This is a genomic window from Acinetobacter lwoffii (genome assembly GCF_019343495.1).
GTDB classification, from domain to species: Bacteria; Pseudomonadota; Gammaproteobacteria; order Pseudomonadales; family Moraxellaceae; genus Acinetobacter; species Acinetobacter lwoffii_P.
This window is the reverse complement of the sequence record NZ_CP072549.1, coordinates 2011968-2034197: the sequence shown is the minus strand read 5'-3', so window position 1 is coordinate 2034197 and position 22230 is coordinate 2011968. Positions and strand designations below refer to the sequence as shown.

21 protein-coding genes are annotated in these 22230 nt (G+C 42.2%); 13 read left to right on the top strand and 8 right to left on the bottom strand.

Annotated elements, in window-relative coordinates; genetic code table 11:
* Positions 1-41: 41 nt before the first annotated feature.
* From atpB to J7649_RS09620, 8 genes are all read left to right on the top strand, one after another.
* Positions 42-917 carry a F0F1 ATP synthase subunit A gene (atpB, locus tag J7649_RS09655; protein ID WP_004644859.1) on the top strand — a complete coding sequence of 292 codons (876 nt, stop codon included), beginning with the start codon at positions 42-44 and terminating at the stop codon, positions 915-917.
* An 85-nt stretch (positions 918-1002) separates the two neighbouring features.
* Positions 1003-1248: a F0F1 ATP synthase subunit C gene (atpE, locus tag J7649_RS09650; protein WP_000424060.1), complete on the top strand. Its 246-nt coding sequence runs from the start codon at positions 1003-1005 to the stop codon at positions 1246-1248.
* A 39-nt stretch (positions 1249-1287) separates the two neighbouring features.
* Positions 1288-1758: a F0F1 ATP synthase subunit B gene (locus J7649_RS09645; RefSeq protein WP_004280990.1), complete on the top strand. Its 471-nt coding sequence runs from the start codon at positions 1288-1290 to the stop codon at positions 1756-1758.
* Between the two features lie 12 nt (positions 1759-1770).
* Entirely contained in the window at positions 1771-2307 is a 537-nt protein-coding gene (locus J7649_RS09640) for a F0F1 ATP synthase subunit delta (protein WP_004280992.1), read from the top strand.
* A 45-nt stretch (positions 2308-2352) separates the two neighbouring features.
* Positions 2353-3897 (top strand): F0F1 ATP synthase subunit alpha, encoded by a 1545-nt coding sequence (gene atpA, locus J7649_RS09635; protein ID WP_004644861.1) that lies wholly within the window; start codon positions 2353-2355, stop codon positions 3895-3897.
* 89 nt (positions 3898-3986) lie between these two features.
* Positions 3987-4856 carry a F0F1 ATP synthase subunit gamma gene (gene atpG / locus J7649_RS09630; RefSeq protein ID WP_004644862.1) on the top strand — a complete coding sequence of 290 codons (870 nt, stop codon included), beginning with the start codon at positions 3987-3989 and terminating at the stop codon, positions 4854-4856.
* 26 nt (positions 4857-4882) lie between these two features.
* Positions 4883-6277, top strand: a complete 1395-nt coding sequence (gene atpD / locus J7649_RS09625; RefSeq protein WP_004644863.1) for a F0F1 ATP synthase subunit beta — start codon at positions 4883-4885, stop codon at positions 6275-6277.
* A 27-nt stretch (positions 6278-6304) separates the two neighbouring features.
* A complete protein-coding gene (locus J7649_RS09620; protein WP_219307666.1) occupies positions 6305-6724 on the top strand; it encodes a F0F1 ATP synthase subunit epsilon in 420 nt (139 codons plus the stop codon).
* A 44-nt stretch (positions 6725-6768) separates the two neighbouring features.
* Here J7649_RS09620 and J7649_RS09615 read toward each other — a convergent pair whose 3' ends face one another.
* Positions 6769-8463, bottom strand: coding sequence for an ATP-binding protein (locus tag J7649_RS09615; protein ID WP_004732607.1), 1695 nt, complete (start codon positions 8461-8463; stop codon positions 6769-6771).
* Positions 8463-9635, bottom strand: coding sequence for an SIR2 family protein (locus J7649_RS09610; RefSeq protein WP_219307664.1), 1173 nt, complete (start codon positions 9633-9635; stop codon positions 8463-8465). The genes J7649_RS09615 and J7649_RS09610 overlap by 1 nt, the downstream gene beginning before the upstream one ends.
* Positions 9636-9994: 359 nt before the next feature.
* Here J7649_RS09610 and J7649_RS09605 point away from each other — a divergent pair, with 359 nt between their 5' ends.
* A complete protein-coding gene (locus tag J7649_RS09605; protein ID WP_219307662.1) occupies positions 9995-11371 on the top strand; it encodes an NAD-dependent succinate-semialdehyde dehydrogenase in 1377 nt (458 codons plus the stop codon).
* A gap of 29 nt (positions 11372-11400) precedes the next feature.
* Here J7649_RS09605 and J7649_RS09600 read toward each other — a convergent pair whose 3' ends face one another.
* The 3 genes from J7649_RS09600 to J7649_RS09590 form a co-directional block, all read right to left on the bottom strand.
* Positions 11401-12417, bottom strand: coding sequence for a pirin family protein (locus tag J7649_RS09600; RefSeq protein ID WP_005245301.1), 1017 nt, complete (start codon positions 12415-12417; stop codon positions 11401-11403).
* Positions 12418-12558: 141 nt separating this feature from the next.
* On the bottom strand, positions 12559-13158 hold the full coding sequence (locus J7649_RS09595; protein ID WP_005108413.1) for a hypothetical protein: 600 nt from the start codon (positions 13156-13158) through the stop codon (positions 12559-12561).
* A 329-nt stretch (positions 13159-13487) separates the two neighbouring features.
* Positions 13488-14033 (bottom strand): glutathione peroxidase, encoded by a 546-nt coding sequence (locus tag J7649_RS09590; protein ID WP_180038387.1) that lies wholly within the window; start codon positions 14031-14033, stop codon positions 13488-13490.
* 190 nt (positions 14034-14223) lie between these two features.
* Between J7649_RS09590 and J7649_RS09585 the strand changes: the two genes are divergently transcribed.
* Positions 14224-15120, top strand: a complete 897-nt coding sequence (locus J7649_RS09585; RefSeq protein WP_219307660.1) for a DMT family transporter — start codon at positions 14224-14226, stop codon at positions 15118-15120.
* Positions 15121-15565: 445 nt separating this feature from the next.
* Here J7649_RS09585 and tsaC read toward each other — a convergent pair whose 3' ends face one another.
* From tsaC to J7649_RS09570, 3 genes are read right to left on the bottom strand one after another with little or no spacing between them, the layout of a single operon-like run.
* Positions 15566-16135, bottom strand: coding sequence for an L-threonylcarbamoyladenylate synthase type 1 TsaC (gene tsaC / locus J7649_RS09580; RefSeq protein ID WP_086044343.1), 570 nt, complete (start codon positions 16133-16135; stop codon positions 15566-15568).
* A gap of 41 nt (positions 16136-16176) precedes the next feature.
* Positions 16177-17316, bottom strand: coding sequence for a DNA-processing protein DprA (gene dprA, locus J7649_RS09575; protein ID WP_219307657.1), 1140 nt, complete (start codon positions 17314-17316; stop codon positions 16177-16179).
* Positions 17317-17372: 56 nt separating this feature from the next.
* Positions 17373-18527 (bottom strand): LysM peptidoglycan-binding domain-containing protein, encoded by a 1155-nt coding sequence (locus J7649_RS09570; protein ID WP_219307655.1) that lies wholly within the window; start codon positions 18525-18527, stop codon positions 17373-17375.
* A 120-nt stretch (positions 18528-18647) separates the two neighbouring features.
* Between J7649_RS09570 and def the strand changes: the two genes are divergently transcribed.
* The 3 genes from def (at position 18648) to J7649_RS09555 (ending at position 21769) form a co-directional block, all read left to right on the top strand.
* Entirely contained in the window at positions 18648-19178 is a 531-nt protein-coding gene (gene def, locus J7649_RS09565; RefSeq protein WP_044112406.1) for a peptide deformylase, read from the top strand.
* A 92-nt stretch (positions 19179-19270) separates the two neighbouring features.
* The gene (locus J7649_RS09560; protein WP_004644876.1) at positions 19271-19681 is read left to right on the top strand and encodes a DUF2946 family protein; all 411 of its coding nucleotides are present in this window, start codon (positions 19271-19273) and stop codon (positions 19679-19681) included.
* Between the two features lie 72 nt (positions 19682-19753).
* Positions 19754-21769 (top strand): TonB-dependent copper receptor, encoded by a 2016-nt coding sequence (locus J7649_RS09555; protein WP_219307646.1) that lies wholly within the window; start codon positions 19754-19756, stop codon positions 21767-21769.
* Positions 21770-22230 lie beyond the last annotated feature (461 nt).

The window sequence follows — 22230 nt, the reverse complement described above, 5'->3', positions numbered from 1 at the left end:
GTTTGTTCTATTAGTTTTTTGACATTGACCAGGTGTGATTTATGGCTGCTGAAGAACATGCCCTTACTTCGACCGAGTATATCAAGCATCACTTGACCAACATGACCTATGGCAAAATGCCGGACGGTACGTGGAAATTGGCCGAGAGCGGTGCTGAAGCTCAACAGATGGGGTTCACTGCTATTCACTTGGATTCAATGGGTTGGTCTATCGGACTGGGTCTGATTTTCTGTTTGTTGTTCTGGTTGGTTGCGAAAGCGGCTAATGCTGGTGTTCCTACCAAGTTCCAGTCTGCAATTGAAATGATTATCGAGTTTGTAGATTCAAGTGTACGTGATACCTTCCACGGGAAGTCTCGATTAATTGCACCCTTAGCATTAACCATTTTCGTGTGGATTTTCCTCATGAACTTGATGGATTTGATCCCTGTTGACTTTATTCCTTATGTAGCTCAACACGCGATTGCTTCTATGCTGGGTGTAGACCCTCATCAGGTTTACTTTAAAATTGTTCCGACTACAGATCCAAACATTACCCTCGGTATGTCTATTTCTGTATTCTTCTTAATTATTTTCTATAGTATTCGTGAGAAAGGTGTTGGCGGCTTCGTTGGTGAGTTAGCACTGAACCCATTTAACCCAAGTAATCCAGTTGCTAAAGTGCTTTTAATTCCATTCAACTTATTGTTGGAATTGACTACTTTCTTGGCGCGACCAGTTTCATTGGCTCTACGACTGTTCGGTAACATGTATGCGGGTGAGTTAATCTTCATTCTTATCGCGTTATTACCGTTCTGGATCCAGTGGGCGTTGTCTGTGCCTTGGGCGATTTTCCACATTTTGATTATTACGCTACAAGCATTCATTTTCATGATGTTGACTATCGTGTACATGAGTATGGCAAGCGAAAAGCATTAATGGTATTGCCTAACTGTCAACGGATGGTTGGGCACACAATTTTTTAACTTAATTTGGTATAAAACCTAACCTCTGAGGAATTATCATGGAACTCACTTTAGGTCTAGTTGCAATTGCATCTGCTATCTTGATCGCTTTCGGTGCTTTAGGTACTGCGATTGGTTTTGGTCTTCTAGGCGGCCGTTTCCTTGAAGCTGTAGCTCGTCAACCAGAATTGGCTCCACAACTTCAAACTCGTATGTTCTTAATCGCGGGTCTTCTTGATGCTGTGCCTATGATCGGTGTTGGTATTGGCTTGTTCTTCATCTTCGCTAATCCATTTGTAGGTTAATCAGCTTAATTCCGAAATTCACTATTTGAGGAATTTGCAATGAATATCAACCTCACATTGTTTGGCCAAGCGATTGCGTTTGCGATTTTTGTCGCATTCTGCATGAAGTTTGTATGGCCACCACTAATCAATGCGATTAGTGAACGTCAGCGTAAAATCGCTGATGGCTTAAATGCTGCTGAAAAAGCGAAGGCTGACCTTGCAGATGCGCAAGCACAAGTGAAAGCTGAGTTAGACGCGGCAAAAGCACAAGCGGCTCAATTGATCGAACAAGCGAACCGTCGTGGTGCACAATTGATCGAAGAAGCGCGTACCCAAGCTGCGGCTGAAGGTGAGCGTATTCGTCAACAGGCTAAAGAAGCTGTTGATACTGAAATCAATGCTGCTCGCGAAGAATTGCGTCAACAAGTGGCTGCTCTTGCAGTAACTGGTGCTGAGAAAATTCTTAGCCAGCAAGTTGATGCAGAAGCTCACAATGCCATGCTGACTCAGCTGGCTGCTAAACTTTAAGAGAGGCGGATTATGGCTGAACTCTTGACGTTGGCACGCCCATACGCTAAAGCAGCATTTGCTTACGCTTCTGAGCAAAGTGCAACTGACTCTTGGTCAACAGCACTTGAATTGCTCAGTGCTGCGGTGCAAGACGAAGCATTTTCAGCTTATCTAAATCGCCCTGAGCTTACACCTGCTGAGCAGGTGGCTCTTTTTGCGAAAGTTTTAGGTGAAGACCAAACTGCAGCAGTGTCTAACTTCCTGACATTGCTTGCAGAGAATAACCGTTTGGTTCTTCTTCCTGAGATTGCAGCAGAATATGAGCAGCTTAAATCACAGAATAACAATACTGTGGATGTAGTGATTGAATCTGCATTCCCATTAACTTCAGTACAAGAGCAATTGCTTGCGCATGCATTAGAGAAGAAATTCGAAGCTGCCGTAAATGTTTCTGTAGAAGTTAACCCAGCGCTGATTGCTGGTGTAGTTATTCGTGCAGGCGACCAAGTGATAGATGATTCTGCGCTTAACAAGCTTGAAAAAATGCGTACTCGTCTTCTTGCTTAATTGCATTTAGAAGACTGAACTTTAAAAAGATTGAGGTATAGCGCAATGCAACAACTGAATCCATCCGAGATCAGTGCGCTCATTAAACAGCGTATCGGCGATCTGGACACCAGCGCAACCGCTAAGAACGAAGGAACCATTGTTATGGTTTCCGACGGTATTGTGCGTATTCACGGCTTAGCTGACGCTATGTACGGTGAAATGATCGAATTCGACGGCGGCCTTTACGGTATGGCACTGAACCTAGAACAGGATTCAGTGGGCGTCGTTGTTTTAGGTAACTACTTAAGCCTTCAAGAAGGTCAAAAAGCGCGTTGCACAGGTCGTGTATTAGAAGTTCCGGTTGGTCCAGAACTTTTAGGCCGTGTAGTAGATGCTTTGGGTAACCCGATTGATGGTAAAGGCCCTATTGATGCAAAATTAACTGATGCTGTTGAAAAAGTAGCACCAGGCGTAATTTGGCGTCAATCAGTGGATCAACCTGTACAAACTGGTTATAAATCAGTAGATACAATGATCCCTGTAGGCCGTGGTCAACGTGAGTTGATCATTGGTGACCGTCAAACTGGTAAAACAGCAATGGCGATCGACGCGATCATCGCTCAGAAAAACTCTGGCATTAAATGTGTATACGTAGCAATCGGTCAAAAACAATCGACTATCGCTAACGTGGTACGCAAGCTAGAAGAAACTGGCGCTATGGCGTATACAACTGTTGTAGCTGCAGCTGCAGCTGATCCAGCAGCAATGCTGTATCTAGCTCCGTATTCTGGCTGTACAATGGGCGAATACTTCCGTGACCGCGGTGAAGATGCGTTAATCATTTATGATGATTTGTCTAAGCAAGCTGTTGCTTACCGTCAAATTTCATTGCTTTTACGCCGTCCACCAGGTCGTGAAGCGTATCCAGGTGACGTGTTCTATCTACACTCGCGTCTACTTGAACGTGCTTCTCGTGTATCTGCTGACTACGTTGAGAAATTCACTAACGGTGAAGTTAAAGGCCAAACTGGTTCATTAACTGCATTGCCGATTATTGAAACTCAAGCGGGTGACGTATCTGCATTCGTACCAACCAACGTAATTTCGATTACTGATGGTCAGATCTTCCTTGAAACATCATTATTCAACGCAGGTATTCGTCCTGCTGTGAACGCGGGTATCTCTGTATCTCGTGTTGGTGGTTCAGCGCAAACTAAGATCATCAAGAAATTGTCTGGTGGTATCCGTACTGCTTTGGCGCAATACCGTGAATTGGCAGCATTTGCTCAGTTCGCTTCTGATCTTGACGAAGCAACTCGTAAGCAACTTGAACATGGTCAACGTGTAACTGAGTTAATGAAGCAAAAACAATATGCTCCATACTCAATTGCTGACCAAGCTGTTTCAATTTATGCATCTAACGAAGGCTACATGGCTGACGTAGACGTTAAGAAAATCGTAGACTTTGATGCTGCGTTAATTTCTTACTTCCGTTCAGAACATGCTGCGTTAATGCAACAAATCGATGCCTCTGGTGATTACAACAAAGACATCGAAGCTGCAATCAAAGCAGGTATTGAAAGCTTTAAAGCGACTCAAACTTACTAATTTCAACCTCTGTTGAATTTAGTGTCGGTTTGGTTCACGGAATCAACCTTCGGAAGCTCGCAAGGGCTTTCGAATACTAGGTTAAGCGTATGGCAAATTTAAAAGAAATTCGCGCCAAAGTAGCTAGTATCAAGAGCACGCAGAAGATTACTCGAGCGATGCAAATGGTAGCAGCTTCTAAGATGCGTCGTGCGCAAGAGCGCATGGCTCAAGGCCGTCCGTATGCCGAAAATATGCACCGTGTAATTGCTCATTTGGTCCAAGCGAATCCTGAATACAAACACCGTTATATGGTTGAACGCCCAGTTAAGCGCGTTGGCTATATTATTGTGTCTTCAGATCGTGGCCTTGCTGGTGGTTTGAACATTAACCTGTTCAAGAAAGTGGTTAAACACGTTCAACAGCAACAAGAGCAGTCAATTGAAGTTCAATTTGCTTTAATTGGTCAAAAAGCGGTTTCGTTTTTTAAAAACTACGGCGGTAAAGTGCTTGGTGCGACGACGCAAGTCGGCGATGCTCCAAGTCTTGAGCAGTTATCTGGTTCTGTACAGGTGATGTTGGATGCTTATGATAAAGGCGAGTTAGATCGTATTTATCTAGTGTCAAACGGCTTTGTCAATGCCATGACTCAAAATCAAAAAATCGAACAACTTGTTCCTTTGGCTGCTGCTGAAGAAGACAAGAATCTGAACCGTCAATACGGTTGGGATTATATCTACGAGCCTGAAGCTGAAGAGCTTTTAAATGGCTTGTTGGTTCGCTATATCGAGTCTGTGGTGTATCAAGGTGTGATTGAAAACATCGCATGTGAGCAGTCTGCACGTATGGTCGCTATGAAAGCAGCGACAGACAACGCAGGCGAGATCATTAAGAGCCTGCAACTTATTTATAACAAGCTGCGTCAAGCCGCGATTACTCAGGAAATTTCTGAGATCGTTGGTGGTGCCGCTGCCGTTTAACATTATTTTGAATTGAGGAGACAGCAATGAATAGCGGTCGTATCATTCAGATCATCGGCGCGGTTATCGACGTCGAGTTTGAACGCAATAGCGTTCCTAAGATCTATGACGCTCTCCAAGTAGATGGTACTGAAACTACTTTAGAAGTTCAGCAACAGCTTGGTGATGGCGTAGTTCGTACTATTGCAATGGGTTCTACTGAAGGCCTTAAGCGTGGTTTGAACGTAACTAACACTAACGCGCCGATTTCTGTACCAGTAGGTACAGCGACTCTAGGCCGTATCATGGACGTTCTTGGTCGCCCGATCGACGAAGCTGGTCCTGTTGCGACTGAAGCGCGTTTACCAATTCACCGTCAAGCGCCTTCTTATGCAGAACAAGCGGCTTCTACTGACCTTTTAGAAACTGGTATTAAAGTCATTGACTTACTTTGCCCGTTTGCGAAAGGTGGTAAAGTTGGTCTGTTCGGTGGTGCCGGTGTTGGTAAAACTGTAAACATGATGGAGTTGATCAACAACATCGCGAAAGCTCACTCAGGTTTATCTGTGTTTGCTGGTGTTGGTGAGCGTACTCGTGAAGGTAACGACTTCTATCACGAAATGAAAGATTCTAACGTTCTAGACAAAGTAGCAATGGTCTACGGTCAGATGAACGAGCCACCAGGTAACCGTTTACGCGTAGCGTTGACTGGTTTGACCATGGCTGAATATTTCCGTGATGAGAAAGACGAAAACGGTAAAGGCCGTGACGTACTATTGTTCGTAGATAACATCTATCGTTATACACTAGCGGGTACTGAAGTATCAGCACTTCTAGGTCGTATGCCATCTGCAGTAGGTTACCAGCCTACACTTGCAGAAGAGATGGGTGTTCTTCAAGAACGTATTACATCGACTAAGTCTGGTTCTATTACGTCAATCCAAGCGGTATACGTACCTGCCGATGACTTGACAGATCCATCGCCTGCTACAACGTTTGCTCACTTGGACGCAACTGTTGTATTGAGCCGTGACATCGCATCTTCTGGTATTTACCCAGCGATCGATCCACTAGACTCAACTTCACGCCAGTTAGATCCGTTAGTTGTTGGTCAAGAGCATTATGAAATTGCACGTTCTGTACAGAACGTATTGCAACGTTATAAAGAGCTTAAAGACATCATCGCGATTCTTGGTATGGACGAGCTTGCTGAAGAAGATAAACTGGTTGTTTATCGTGCGCGTAAAATCCAGCGTTTCTTCTCTCAACCGTTCCACGTAGCTGAAGTATTTACTGGTGCTCCTGGTAAATTAGTATCTCTTAAAGAAACGATTCGTGGCTTTAAAGGTCTTCTAGCTGGTGAATACGATCATATCCCAGAACAAGCGTTCTACATGGTTGGTGGTATTGACGAAGTTATTGCTAAAGCCGAGAAACTTTAATTAGCTACTCTAATTTAGGAGATTCTCATGGCGACTATGCAATGTGATGTTGTAAGTGTTCAGGAGTCTTTGTACTCAGGCACTATAACTATGCTAATTGCAAAAGGTGCTGGCGGTGAGTTGGGTATTATGCCTGGCCATGCTCCGTTGGTAACTTTGCTCCAACCTGGCGCGATCCGCGTTATTTTGGAAAACGGTACAGAAGAGTTGATCTATGTATCTGGTGGTGTTCTAGAAGTTCAACCGCATGTTGTTACGGTTCTTGCAGATACTGCAGTCCGTGCAGAAAACTTGGATGAAGCTGCAATTATTGAAGCGCGTAAACACGCTGAAGCATTGCTTGCGAATCAAAAGGGCGATTTGGACGCTGCTGCTGCTTTGGCTGCTCTTGCAGAAACTGCTGCTCAGCTGGAAACGATCCGCAAAATCAAAAACCGCGCTCAATAAGAGACGGTTTGAGATTGAAAAAACCACCCGAAAGGGTGGTTTTTTTATGCCCAATTTTCTTGGAAATTTGCACCTTCCGAATTTGGTTTTATTGTTGGCTTTTTAATATTTATGGTCAATGGGATAGGAAAGTCATTCCCAATAATCACAGCCTCACCTGGTTGTAGGCTTGGTAGGAAGTCAGAAGCAGCTTTATCAATTTCACCACAGGCTCTTTCTACAATTTCACGATCTCTATCGTTTGTAAGGCGATGAACGATCAATGTACCAAGCTGACTTAAAACACCTTCAGTAATATCTCTTGGTCTTTGAGTAGCAAGACAGATATTTAACCCAAACTTACGACCTTCTTTAGCAATAAGCTCAAAAGCATCGAGTTTGGCTAAAGTATCTTCATTACCAATTGTTTTACCAATGAAGTTATGTGCTTCATCAAGAAAAATAACAACTGGTTTTTTTTGAAAAACTCTTTGGCGAGACTCATTTAGTAAGGCACGTCCAATACAATTTGCAATGATTTCACGTGCTTTATATTCAAAAGGAATCCCGCTTAGATCGATACGTAAGAGTTTGTGACTTGGATCTGTAGATGATGAGAATCCTTTGATTTTTTCTATTAAAGAAATATTTTTAGGAGTTGGATGGAAAAGTGTATTAAATGGCGGTGAATTAATAATTGTTGTAATTCTGCTTATTAAAGAAAGGCAATTAGCAAAAGATTGTCCATCATGATTCCCCCATCTTGTAATATCTTTGATTGGTTTTTTTTCGATCCAATTGGTTGCATCTGGAAAAATACATTCTTGTTCAATTTGAAAAGATAGGTGGCTTAAATTGAAACTTAAAGTTGGATCATCAAGATTATAGCTTTTATATAAACTATTAAAATCACCTTTAGGTTGATCAGTCTTTAAAATATATTCAGATGCATATAAATCATTTCTTATTCTTGCTAACTTTAAACTTTTTAGCGCTTCTCGAAATTTAGGTCCTTGAACTTTTCCTGAAGGTTCAAATAGTGCAAGAAAGTCAGTTTCTAAGAAGCATTCAGGAGGTAGATAGCATTCTGTAGTTTTACTGGCAGGGTTGATAGAGTTTCCGAGATGTAAGTGAAATACACCTTCTTGATCAAAATCTTTATATTCACCAGTTGCATCCAAAAGAATTATTCTTGGATGATATCTAAGGCATTCTTCTAAAATTTTAGCAGTTGTATAGCTTTTCCCTCCACCTGTAGATCCTAATATACCAAGATGACGACCAAATAACTTTTCAGGTGTAACTGTAATTTTACAGTCTCTATCTAGGTCTATGGATCCAATTTCCAGTTCAATTTCTGGGGTTATATGGTTCATCCTGCGAGGAATTTCTGCTATGAAGTCATGTGGTGCTGAATAGATTAAGTCATTGATGCTTGGGTAGTAATCAATACCTGCTGTAACTTTCAGATTATCCATTTGGATAGAACCAAGAAGTTGAATTCTTCCAACAATATCTAAATTTGAAAGTTCTAAATCGGCTTTCTTTATTTCGACAATGCGGCCAAGAATTAAATTAATCTGACTTTCAATAATGACGAATTCACCAACTTCACCTTTACCATACCTACGACCTTCAAAATAAGCAGGTTCATGCTGTAGGTTAATGAATTCGAATTGTAATGAGTTTGCTGAAATTGCATTAACTTTACCGAACAGAAGTTCAGAACGTACAATTCCTGTATTTTCTAATTCACCCATTAGCTACCCCCATGAATAACTTGATAAAGACTTTCTGCAGGGCTCAGAGCTTTGAGGTCTGGAATGTTAATTGCAAAATTTTCGAAATCAGCTTCAATAAATAAAATATCTAAGCCTTTATAAGCAAGTGCTTTAAATTTTTTCCAGTATGGTGAAAAATCATCTGGATTTTTAAACTTTCGTTCTACAGAGCGATCTACGATGATTAATTTTAAGTGTGGATTAGATTGTAATGCAGCATATATCGGTTCAGATAAGTGATCGTCATTAAAACCAAAACCTGTTGTTATTAAACAAGTGTTTGGTTCACGTATACCTTGAAGGAATTTAGCTATCAGCTCTAGGTGAGGTTGAATGTATGACTGTTGATATTTGCCTTTTGCAGGAAAAATCATGCATACATTTTTAGCATCATTAGATTCTTTTTGCTCAATAACAAAACTACCATCAGTTTCCGTTCTTTTAAACCAATTAACAGAGCCGTGTAATTTATACATATGAAATACACCATCCAAATATTTTGGTGTGGTTGACGTATTAATAGAATCTCTTTTAATAATGTCATAATCAAAAAATTGAGGACTATAAATTCTAGGCGTAGAGAAAGTGAATCCATCAATTATTGTAATTCCAAGTTTTCCTGCAGCTTCTTCAAAGCAAGTATCATAATTTGTGGTAAAAAGTTTAATCCTATTATCTTTACTTTTTCGTCTAGCAAGTTTTTTTATAAACTCCATATGTGCAAATAAATCAGATAGAGGTTTATCAAATTTACATTTATCTAAGATAATTTCTTTTGATTTTATTAAGAAAGCCTCTAATTCAGGACATTCTTTAATCTGTTGATATGCTTCACAGTATGAGAGAAATTCTTCAATATTCTTCTTAGTAGGACTAGTAAGATCATAGTCAATTTGCGCAATGATTTTGTCTGCGTCAGTCTTCCTAGATGGATCTTCAATACAAAATGTCCATAAGTCAGGCATACTTGGGCCTTTTACTTTACCGAGCGAAGTTCCACTACCAGCTAGTACCATAATATTGGGCATTTGAAGTGCTGTTTTAAGCTTGATTTTGAGATCATTTAAGTCATTAGTCTGTTGCTCAGTCTCGTCATCTCTATGAGGGATAAACTTCTCATTAGGTGTGCTTCTATAAAATCTGATGCCCATTAATATATTCTTGTAAAGTAATTGTTTTTATTATAATTTTATTATATTAAAAAAATAGTCATATTCTAGATTTAATTAAAAATTTTCTATTCTCTACAATCTTTACCTTAAATATGTCATCAAAATTTTTATCCAAACTTGATAGCTCTTAACTTTTTATAAGTTGCTCAAATTTCATTTTGTACCACTCGATATAACTTTTACCTGCTCTCAGTAATGTTTTGAACCAATCTGTAAGCAGACACACGCGATAAAAAAATCAGTGATAAGTTAAATAATTCGAATAGATACACGCTTGTTATAACTTGATGCAATTGGGTTTTGAACAGGCAAAACTTATAATTGAAAAAGGGAAAATCATGGCTTATCAATCTATTAATCCATTTACCAATCAAAAATTGAAAGACTACCCATCCCATAACGATCAAGATATTCAAAATGCACTTGATGCAGCAGAACAAATCCTAAAGTCAGACTGGTCACAACAGGTCGATACTCGTATTGAAGTACTGCGCAAATTGGCCAGCAATATGCGAGAGCAAAAATCTGAACTGGCCAAGCTCATGACGCTGGATATGGGGAAACTGATCAAGCAGAGTGAAGGTGAAATCGAAACCTGCGCCAAAATTGCCGAATACTATGCTGATCATGCCAAAGAATTTTTAGCACCAGTGTCTTATCAGACCGATCTGGGTGAAGCTTGGGTCGAGCATCATCCACTGGGTATTATCATGGCGGTTGAACCGTGGAACTTCCCGTTTTATCAACTAATGCGGGTCTTTGCCCCAAACTGTGCGATTGGTAATCCAGTCTTGGCAAAACATGCCGGCATTGTGCCGCAATGTGCCGAAGCCTTTGAAAAGCTGGTATCAGAGGCAGGTGCACCCAAAGGTGTCTGGACCAATCTGTTTATCAGCTCCGATCAGGTTAAAGATGTGATTGCAGACAAACGCGTACGTGGGGTAGCACTCACAGGTTCAGAAGGTGCGGGCAGTGCAGTCGCTGAACAGGCCGGGAAACATCTTAAAAAATCCACACTGGAATTGGGTGGTAATGATGTATTTATCGTACTGGATGATGCAGATCTGGAACGCGCGCTCAAGTTAGGTTGTCAGGCGCGGGTCAATAATGCCGGGCAGGTGTGTACGGCGGCGAAACGATTTATCTTGCATGAAAAAATTGCCGAACAATTCAAAGCTGGCATGCTGAACGCTTTTGAACAGTTAAAACTGGGTGATCCGCTTGATCCTGAAACCACGTTAGGGCCGCTGTCTTCAAAAGATGCGCTGGAAAAACTCTCCAAACAGGTCGAAAAGGCTGTAGCGCAAGGTGCGACCGTAGTCACTGGCGGTAAGGCTGTAGAACATCAAGGCAATTTCTATGCGCCAACCATTCTGGAAAATATTACGCGTGAAAATGAAGCCTGGTATGAAGAATTCTTTGGCCCGGTGGCGCAAATCTATGTAGCGAAGGATGATGATGAAATTGTCGAAATTGCCAATGATTCTAATTATGGCTTAGGTGGCGTGATTCATTCACAGGATATCGAGCGCGCTAAAAAACTGGCGTCACGGGTAGAAACTGGCATGATCTGGATCAACTGGTTTACTGACACCACGCCCGAATTGCCATTTGGTGGAATCAAAAATTCCGGTTATGGGCATGAACTGTCGATTGATGGTTTTAGAGAGTTTGTGCAGAAGAAACTGGTCGTCGTCAAAAGCCCGAAAAAATAATATGAGCTGATCCAATGTCAAAGAAGCCACTATTCAGTGGCTTCTTTGTCTGGTTGGTCTGGATATTCTTCACGTTTGCCACCTTCATAACTGGCAAAACGTGGGTGTTCTGGTGGAAATGACGGTTCAGCACTTCGCCAAGGCCAGCCACCAAACTGGGTTTCGCGATAACGGCGAAAAGCAGTATCTAGCTCTTGCGCACTATTCAGAACAAAAGGCCCATGCATAGCCACCGGTGCACCGATCGGTTCACCTTCCAGCCATAAAATATGTGATTCCAGCAGCCCACCTTTGAGCTGAATATCTGCATCCGGTTTGAGTTCAAGTAGATGCTTCGGCGCTATCTTCTGTCCTTCAAGCTCCAAGCTTCTACCTTGATAAAAATAACAAAAACGCGTTGCAGTAGCAGTGGTTGCAGGAATGATTAATTCTGCTTCCGGCCCTAAAGTGATTAAATAAATATTGAGCTGATTCTCTGGCATGGCTGCCCATGAATGTGGTGGCCGATCCAGTGCCTGAGTCTGTTTAAACTGCCCTGAAATGACCCGGATATCCGCTTTACGTCCGGCCGTATCTGCTGAAAATACATGTGGAATCTGTTCACGCCACAACATTTTATAATCGGCCGGCTGCTTTTTCTGTTCCGGTGAGGAATTCAGCCAGATTTGAAAAAGCTCCAGAGGATTGTCCTGATCCTGATGGACTAAGGGAAACATCTCGCAATGCCGCACCCCATTGCCGGTAGTCAGCCATTGCACATCACCTGCACCATAACGTCCCGAGTTTCCCAGCGAGTCAAAATGATCGACATAACCGCGCTCGACAATGGTAATGGTTTCAAAACCTGTATGCGGATGCTCCGGAAAGCCGGGAATACTCTCGCCATAATACATGTCATATTCATGCTGCTGTGGCGGGGAAACTGGGCCTAATTTAGAATTGCCTTGCGGATAATGATCTTGATGATGAACTGTAAAAATAAAAGGATCTTTCAGATCAAGCCGGGATGTGACTGGAACCACAGAATACAGCACTGAATTCGACATGATTGAACTCCTGATGATCTGATTAGATGAAAATTGTTGATCTAAATGTAATTTTTATAATCCATAACAGTGTATAGCCTGCAAGGCGATTGAGGAAGACATGTTTCGATCAATCGCCTCAAAATGAGATTTTTAGGTATTTTAAGTATTATCCTGATCAGTATTGCTCTCTGATTCCTGATCTGGATTCTGGATCAGCAAGCCGGCCAGTTTGACCATTTCGGATTGCACATTAACCATCTGGGATTCAATCTTTTTCAAGTTCACTTGGCTGAAATCCACCTGACCATTTAAAAGAGGAGAAGCCAGAACTTGCTGATTGGCGGTCATAATGTTGTCACGAATCTGGTCAATTTCCTGACTTTTCAAGTTCAGGTTGCCTAACACCTGATTAAAACTGCTGAGTTGCTGTTGTAGCTGGGTCGCAGTGGACTGCAGTTGCTGGGTATCTTTAGCTTCGACCGCCGTTTGCAGTTCGGTCTGGGTCTGTTTTAACTGTTCTACATAACTGCCGGCCTTGAGCTGCAAGTCGGCGACATCACGAACCATATAAAACATATTGCCCGATTTAAGTTCGGTTTGTGCTGCTGAACTCTGTTGCTGAGAGGCTGGTTCCAGATCTGAGGTCGTGGTATCTGCCTGTTCAGCCGGTGCTTCGACAGCCTGTTCACAGCCCATCAGTAAAATTCCAGAGCTAAATAATGCGAAAGGAAGGACAGCATTGGCAAGAATCTTGGACATGGAATCAGGGTCTCGATACAGGTGATGGAATTTTAATAGTATTTAATATAAGGACAAACTATGGAGATAAAAAAGATTGTTGCAAACTCATAACAATTCTTCTGGGTTGCGAACGTTGCTCTATTTAAAAACAAGAAAAAGATTATTAAAAGCTGGTAAAGAAGTACTTTGCTCTCACCAAATTGGCTTGTTTGGCCTGCAATCACTTTGAAAATATTTTAGGTGAATTTTAATGCAATTAAATAATCGTTTTTAAATAAAAAAAATAAGTATCTACCAAGAAAATAGATACTTATTTCAAGCTTGATGCTTATGAGAATAATCGAGAATTATTTTGCAAGTTCTGCATTCACTGCATCGACAATCCGTGGATCATCTGCAGTAATATCTGGAGCAAAACGTGCCACTACTTCACCATTTTTATTGATCAGGAATTTTTCAAAGTTCCAGAGCACTTCTGGTGGCTGATTTGGGGTTAGACCATAATCGACCAAATCTTTCCACCAAGGGCCTTCACCGATACGTTCCGGGATCGCTTGCGTAAGGGTGGTATATAAAGGATGCTTGTCTTCGCCCGCGACAGAGATTTTAGCAAATAGCGGGAAGTCGACTTTATAATTTACTGAACAGAATTCCTGAATCTCGGCTTCGCTACCCGGTTCCTGTTCCAAAAAGTTATTGGCAGGGAAGCCCAGAATTTCCAGACCTTCCGCTTTTTTGTCCTGATACAGTTTTTGTAAGCCTTCATATTGCGGCGTCAGGCCACATTTAGATGCGACGTTAACCACCAGCAAAACCTTACCTTGGTACTGGTTTAAAGTGGTTTCTGTTCCTTCAATGGTTTTGACTGGAATGTCATATACAGAGCGAGTCATTAGATTTCCTGTTTATTGCGACTGAACGGTATTTGTTTTAACGGGTATTCGCTTTCAGTACAAGTAAAAACAGGTGAGCTCAGTTACTTAAAGCTGCAAATTGCCTCAATATTATGTGAAAAATCTATTATGCTAGGATGCGCGAATACGCATAGCTTAATAACAAGACCAGCGACTCATGGATGAAAGTATGACACAGCAACAAAAGGCAGTCTGGTGGGCCATGGCCTTACCACTGGCCGCAGTTTTGATTTGGTCTCTGAATATGACTGTCACCCGCTATGTGGCAGATTATATTTCTCCCATCAGTATCAGTTTCTACCGCTGGGCCTTGGCCTTACTGATTTTAACTCCATTCATGTTGCCCAAAGTCAAAGCAGCGTGGCCGGAGATCCGTCCATATCTCGGGCATTTTGCTGTTTTGAGTGCGCTGGGAATGGTGCTTTATCAGGGGTTGGCTTATAGTTCGGCACACTATACCACTGCAACCAATATGGGCCTGATCAATGCCTTTATTCCTATTTTTACCATTATCGTGGGTATTTTTGTTTTAAGGATTCGCCCAACACAGGCTGCAGTGCTGGGGAGTCTTCTGTCTTTTATTGGCTTGATGTATGTCATGGAACAAGGGCAGGGCCTGCAGTTTTTAACTGTTGGTGAAAGTTATATTGGCGATCTTTTGATGTTGATCGCAGTATTTTTCTATGCCTGTTATGGCGTGTTTCTGAAAAAATGGCAGATTCAGATTCCACTCTTAGTGAGCCTGTATATTCAGATTTTTATGGCCTTTCTCTATCATATTCCTTTGGTATTGATTTTAGGTCTGGACAGCATCAATCATGCTAATGCAGCCAGCATTATCTATGCCGGAATTTTCCCATCCATTGCCGCGCCGTTATTCTGGATGATGGCTGTGCAGCAACTTGGTCCCAATCGCAGCAGTATTTTTATGAATCTGATGCCGGTTTTTACTGCAGTAGTCGCATATTTGTGGCTGGGTGAAGCGTGGACCATGTATCACAGTATCGGCGGTGGCATCATTTTACTTGGAATCCTCTGGGCTCAATATCCCGGAAGATCCGCTTAATCAGGAATTAAAAGAGCTAATTAAGAATTTTGTCTGATTAAATATTGAGCGGTTGATCAAAACTTTTTTAATTGAAATCCCCTTTTAAATGCTAATTTTCAAATGTTAAAACAAATAGAAAAATATCGTTTTATTTTAAAAAGAGAATAGAAAGAGCAAGATATTTTGAATATTGCTCAAAAATTGTTTGCTATTAATAGAAAATATGTATTATTTGATTGTTTTATTGTACTTGTCGTCGCATTCAGTTTCTTTCATAATGCGCCCATCGAGAATGATCAAGCAAGAAAATCCTTGTTTTATCAGACTCCCAGAGATTTTCTGAACCCTCTGGATGTGATTTATGCACATCCTTTTTTATGCTCAGCCATCCCTATATGGCTGAGCTTTTTTTTGTCTTAAAACTTTAGTCGGGCTTGAGTGTCCCGACTAAATCAGACAGGACTCAGTCACGAATAATTGCGCCAGTCACTGCATCAATGATCCGGCTTGGTTGCTGACTTAAACCGAGGTCACCATTCAGATAATTTAGATTCTGGTCAAAATAGCGGATCGCATCCTGCAGTGAGCGGGCAGGTTCCATACCGGCAGGGTTGGCACTGGTAGAAACGATAAAACCGCCAAAGGCCTGACACAATGCGACACAGAGCGGGTGAGTGGTCACGCGGACGGCTACTTTAGGGTGATGACCTTTAATCCAGTCAGGAATGTCTTTATTTGCAGGAAGTAACCAGGTGGTCGCGCGATCAGCAGGTCTGTCATGGTTCCAGGATTCAATCACTTTTTCACGCATTTCTTCAGTTAAATCCTGCAACAGATGTTCTACCTGTGAAAGATGAGCTGCCAGCAGAATCACGCCTTTTTCAATCGGGCGCTGTTTTAATTCTAAAATCTGATGAAATGCCTGTTCATTATAGGGGTCGCAACCCAAGCCCCAAACAGCCTCTGTAGGATATGCCAAGACTTGTCCATCTTTAAGCCATGCTGCTGCTTCGGCAACAGAGGTAGTGATCATGTGGATACCTTATATCAAACAACAAAGCGCTATTGTGAACCTTATTTGAGAATCCGACAACGTAGATAGAGGCCGGCTTGCTGGGTACAAAAACCGAGTAACTCCAGTTCCATGAGTTGGCTGGTCAAAGCAGATACCTCTTGCTGAACCTGCGTTCCCAGTTGATCCAAACTCTGTCCCACCCAGTCCAGCTGATTATACAGACTAAGAAGATGTGGTGGGATCTGTTGTGATTCTGCTGCAGCGACTTCCAGTTTGGGAGTATTTTCCAAAGCCTGCCATTGCGTCGCCAGTGCCAGTTCTTCGATGACCTGCTGCGGGTGATCAATCAAAATTGCACCTTCACGAATCAGTTGGTGGCAGCCCTGATGATGCTCGCTGTAAATATGTCCCGGAATGGCAAACACAGTTTTACCTTGCTCAGCTGCCAGTTTAGCCGTAATCAGAGAACCACTTTTTAATGCAGCCTCTGCCACAATCACACCTAGACTTAAACCACTGACGATTCGGTTGCGCCGTGGGAAATGGTGTTGCAAAGGCAGCGTATCTGGTAGAAACTCACTGATGACTGCACCATCGTGCTCAATGATTTGCTGGCGTAGTGATTGATGTTGTGCTGGATAGGTTTGATCCAGTCCAGTCGCCATCACTGCAATTGTCCCTTGATGCTGTAACGCAGCCCGATGCGCTGCTTCATCAATACCGTATGCCAGACCGCTATTGATATAGAAACCCTGTTCACTCAAATAAAAAGCAAAGTCATAAGCTACTTGCCGGCCGTGTGGACTGGGTTTGCGGCTGCCCACAATGGCAATCTGTGCCTGAAGCAGGGTATCGGATCTACCCTGACCAAAAATGATCGGTGGTTTATCTGCATAAGGATGCAACTGCTGAGGATAATGCGGATCGCTGTGCAGCAAAATAAAATCGCTATCCTGCTGGATCTGCTGCAGACATCGCTGAAATTTTTGCCGCGCTTCTGGGAGGTAAAACTCTTTTAAGCGCTGCACATGATTGGCATGAAGGCCGAGTGCTTGCCAGACGGGTACTTGATCCGGCTGAAGGGCATGCGCCAGTTCGGCATAATGTTGACTGATTTTATAGAAACTCGAAAGAGAATGCTGAACTAGATACCATAACGTAATTGTTTCCAGTTGCGCGCGTGATAACGGGTTCAGCATATTGAGACCTATAGGGTTGTCTTCTTATTATTAAGTTTTTTTATTTAGACAAATATTTATTCATCTAAAAGAGGTGCTTGAATTCCTGCACCAACCTTGATTGGTAATTCGCTCTCTAGCACATAGGCATAGCTTAATTGATCGAAGTTTTTGAATACCATGATTTGGCCAATACGCTCACCTGGCAATTGCACACGTTCTTTAGTTTTAGGATCAGTGACCACTTCACCTTTTTGATTCACACTAAAGACATGACCCGTCTGAACTCCATGTGCTGTACCACGGTCAATGGTGACAACACTATGACGTGCTGCTGTACCAATTGACCCCAATACACGCACAATCTGGCCACCGGCAGCAATATTTTCTGCATTGGTCGGATAGAACAGAGTCGGTAACATTGGATCGTATTCTGGTAAGACACGATCACCGCGACGTACTTCAGCATTGTAACTATCTGTCAGTTCAAGTGTGGTGACATCACCTTCGCCACGAACTGCAATACCGGATGCCACCTGTTGCAGCTCGAGTGCAGCCGTATATTTCTTGCCATTCGCATCGGTAAATACATACGGTTCAGCTTCGCGATACACGGCATAGCGTTTACCAACTTCCAGACCGTTACCACGTACATAGACTTTCTGGCCTTTGCCTGCCAGTACGCGCTGATCGGCAGTTCCAAGAATATATGGCGTACCTTGAACTGAATCAGGTGCCATCAGGGTGTAGCGTTCCAACCACTGCTTGATATGTTCTAGTGGAATTACTGGAATGGTATTGTTTAACGATTCAACCCGAATCTGAGGTTGCAAGGAGGTGCTACCCAGATAACGGCTGATAATGCCTTCACAACCATCACCTTCGTCTTTACCAATAATCGGACGGCCCTGGTAATCACACATCAGTAGGCGGTCACCCGGGAAAATCCAGTGTGGATTTTTGACGTGCTTGTTGCTGGCCCAGATTTCCGGCCAACGTACCGGATTTTTCAGGAAGCGTTTCGAGATATCCCAAAGTGTATCTCCTTTTTTCACCACATACACGTTCGGTGCACTGGCTTTTAATGCCGGTGGATTGACGTTACGTGCAGGTGCTGCCTCGGCGGAATGAATGGTCCCCATACTGACGCCTACACAAATAGCAAGTGCCAGCATCTGATTTTTAAACCCCAAGGCACTAAAAAATGGCATGCCCTTTAAAACCTTTTTCATTATCATAATTCCTAAAATTATGTGCGTAGTTGCGTTATAATAACGATCTTACACACATTTTTTTGATGAAGCATTCCCTTCATTTGGTTTTTTGATCAATGGCATAATTGAGGATGCAGTATGGCCTTATTACCTATTTTAAGTTTCCCGGATCCCCGTCTTCGTACCATTGCCCAACCTGTCGAAGAAGTAACTGATGAAATTCGTCAGCTCGCTGCAGATATGTTTGAAACCATGTATGAAGCACCAGGTATCGGACTTGCCGCGACTCAGGTGGATCGTCATATTCAGCTGATTGTTATGGATCTGTCTGAAGATAAAGATCAACCGATGGTGTTTATTAACCCCAAAATTACACCATTGACTGAAGAAACGCAGCCCTACGAAGAAGGCTGTCTATCAGTTCCTCAAATATACGATAAAGTTGACCGTCCGTCACGTGTAAAAATCGAGGCAATTAATCTGCAAGGTCAAGCATTTGAGCTTGATGCTGACGGACTTCTCGCTGTGTGTATCCAACATGAAATGGATCACTTAAATGGCAAATTATTTGTTGATTATTTATCACCATTAAAACGTCAACGTGCACGTGAAAAAGTGGAAAAACTGGTTCGCCAGCGTAATAAAGACAAGGTGGCAGTGAAACGCTAGGATCATTTTAAAGTTTATTTAAATGGTCTAACAAAGCCCAATTCTGATTGGGCTTTGTTATAATCAACATAAGCATGTTTTAGGAATAGCCTGTGTTTTTACGCGCGGGGCTGCTATTTGCATTTGCAGCTGTGTTTCTACAGATTGCTGTATTTTTACAGCCTTTGTTACCGAAGCAATATCAGGTTGCTCCGGTCTGTGAAACCATCACGCGTGCGCTTTTTATCGCGACAGATGCTCATGCGCAGCATAGCGCTGGCGAGCATAGTCACCTTATCCAATCTGATCATCTTCAACATGATCATCATGATGCCAATCATCAGTGTCAGTACTGTAAGGTTCATGCCAATTTAGTCTTACCGCCTGATCTGGACATCAAACAGGTTCTTGACCGGATTCATGTCCGTTTAATTGCCTATCAAAAAACCTTTAAGCATGTCTGGTTTGTCCTTCAGCAACTCTTCTTAATTCCTCAGGGGCGAGCGCCACCACTGCCTGCATAAATCTGCATTTTTCAGCTTGGGTTGGTATTGACTCAAGCCGTGCCTAATTTATGTATTTAGTGAGATAGAGAAATGGCTCAGCCTAAATTTTCTTTACAGCCACTTGCGGCTGCGATTTGTGTTGCTTGTTATTCTTCGATAGTGATGGCCAATGACGCCATGCCAGTGCAGACGTTTGCCCCGATTGTGGTGACATCGGCAGCAGGTAATGATGCCAATGGGCTGATTGTCCGCGCCGACCCTAAACAGCCGATTCAACCGATTCCTGCCAGTGATGGTGCGGATTATTTACAAAGTATTGTTGGCTTTAGTTCGGTCAATAGCGGTGCCGGCACCAATGGTGATGTGACATTCCGCGGTATGTTTGGTTCACGAATTAAGATCCTGACTGATGGCACTGAAAACCTGGGCGCCTGTCCAAGTCGTATGGATTCGCCGACCTCCTATATTTCTCCGGAAAGCTATGACCGTATTTCGGTGATTAAAGGACCGCAAACGGTTCAGTATGCCAATACTGGCTCTGCGGCCACGGTGATTTTCGAACGTACACCGGAACAGTTTGATCAAGATCAAAACTATCGTGGTCAGGCCAGTGTCTTGATGGGATCTTTCGGGCGCCTTGATCATAATGTCGAAGTCGCAGCAGGCGATGAACAGAAATATATCCGTCTGAATACCAATCGTTCGGTATCGAATAGTTATCAAGATGGGGATGGAAATACAGTTCCTTCAGACTGGGAACGCTGGAATACTGATTTGGCGATTGGCTGGACACCAGATGAAGATACTTGGGTCGAGCTAAGTGGCGGTAAGGCAGATGGTGAATCAGTTTATGCTGGCCGTACGATGGATGGCTCTCAATTTGCACGTGAAAGTTTAGGTTTGCGTGTACAAAAACAAAACCTAACAGAGACACTTAAGAAAGTAGAAGCACAGGTCAACTACAATTTTAATGACCATATCATGGATAATTTTAGCTTACGTCAAGTTGATGAACCTAATAAAGCCATGACCGTTACACGTCGAACTTTAAATTCACGACTATCAATGACTCATGAGTGGGATAAGCTACAGTTAGTCAGTGGTGTAGATTCTCAATTAAATAAACATGCGGGCGGTATGTACCATTCGACTAAACCCATGATGAACTCTCATGTAACAACAGATATGGAGTTTCAATCCATTGGTGGTTTTGGTGAATTGAGCTATGATCTAGAAGATGATAATAAAGTCGTTTCAGGCTTGCGTATTGATCAAGTCAATATTGATTCAGTTAAGCGTGGTATTGATCGTAAAGAGACTTTACCGAGTGCCTTTATTCGTTTTGAAAATCATCATCCCGATCATGACGATGGCAAGACCTATATTGGTCTGGGTTATGTCGAGCGTATGCCGGATTACTGGGAATTGTTTAGTCCTAAAACGGGAAATGATAACGTCAATACTTTTGCCAATATTGATATTGAAAAGACATTACAGTTTGATTTTGGTTATCAACATGAGCATGGTCATTTCAACTCATGGGCATCCGCATACGCAGGTTTGATTAATGATTATGTGTTAACGACATATAAACCTACTGGCATGATGGGAATGCTTGAAGCACATACCCGTAATGTCGATGCCACTATCGCTGGTGCAGAAGCTGGAATTGGTTACCAGTTTACTGACCGCCTGCAGGCCGATATCAGCGCCATGTATGCCTGGGGTGAAAACACCACAGATAATACGCCGTTACCACAAATCTCTCCTTTAGAAGCCCGTGTTAACTTGCGCTATGTTCAAGACAAATATAATTTTGGATTGCTATGGCGTGTAGTAGATGGTCAAAACCGGATCAGTCTTAACGAAGGTAATATTGTGGGTTATGACAACAAGCAGAGCGCAGGTTTTGGCACTTTGTCTTTAAACGGTAGCTACCATGTCATGGATAGCGTGGATATATCAGTCGGAGTCGATAATGTCCTAGACCGGACTTATACCGAGCACTTAAATAAAATGGGTGCTTCCGGGACAGGTTTACCAACAACCGAGCAGTTTAATAATATGGGACGTAATTACTGGGCACGTGTCAGTATGAAATTCTAATTGTTACTCAGTACTCCAAAAGCCATTGCTCAATAGCGATGGCTTTTTAATTTTTAGCGTTGCAATCAATTTTTCCATATTTAAATAGGGCCTATGTATCTTGGAAGAAGACCGGATAAAACAAGTTTTGTGTATATAAACGCCAGGTTGATGAAAAATCAAACAAGAATAGAATGTGAATTGAACGATATAAGTCATGTGATAAAGATTATTATAATTTAAATTCAAATAAAACAATATTTTATGTTATTTGCAGGTTGGTTTCGTTGGATGTGCTCAATAAAATTTAAAAATAATGAAAATAAATTAACTATATATAACAGTGTTTTATGTTTTCATTGGTTTGAAAAATAAACACACGATAAAAAATCTTTGCAAGAAGTGTTGCAAGCGTTCTGAAATGCTGTAGAATGCACATCCATCGGCGGTGATGAAGATTAAAACTTCTGATAAAACAGTGA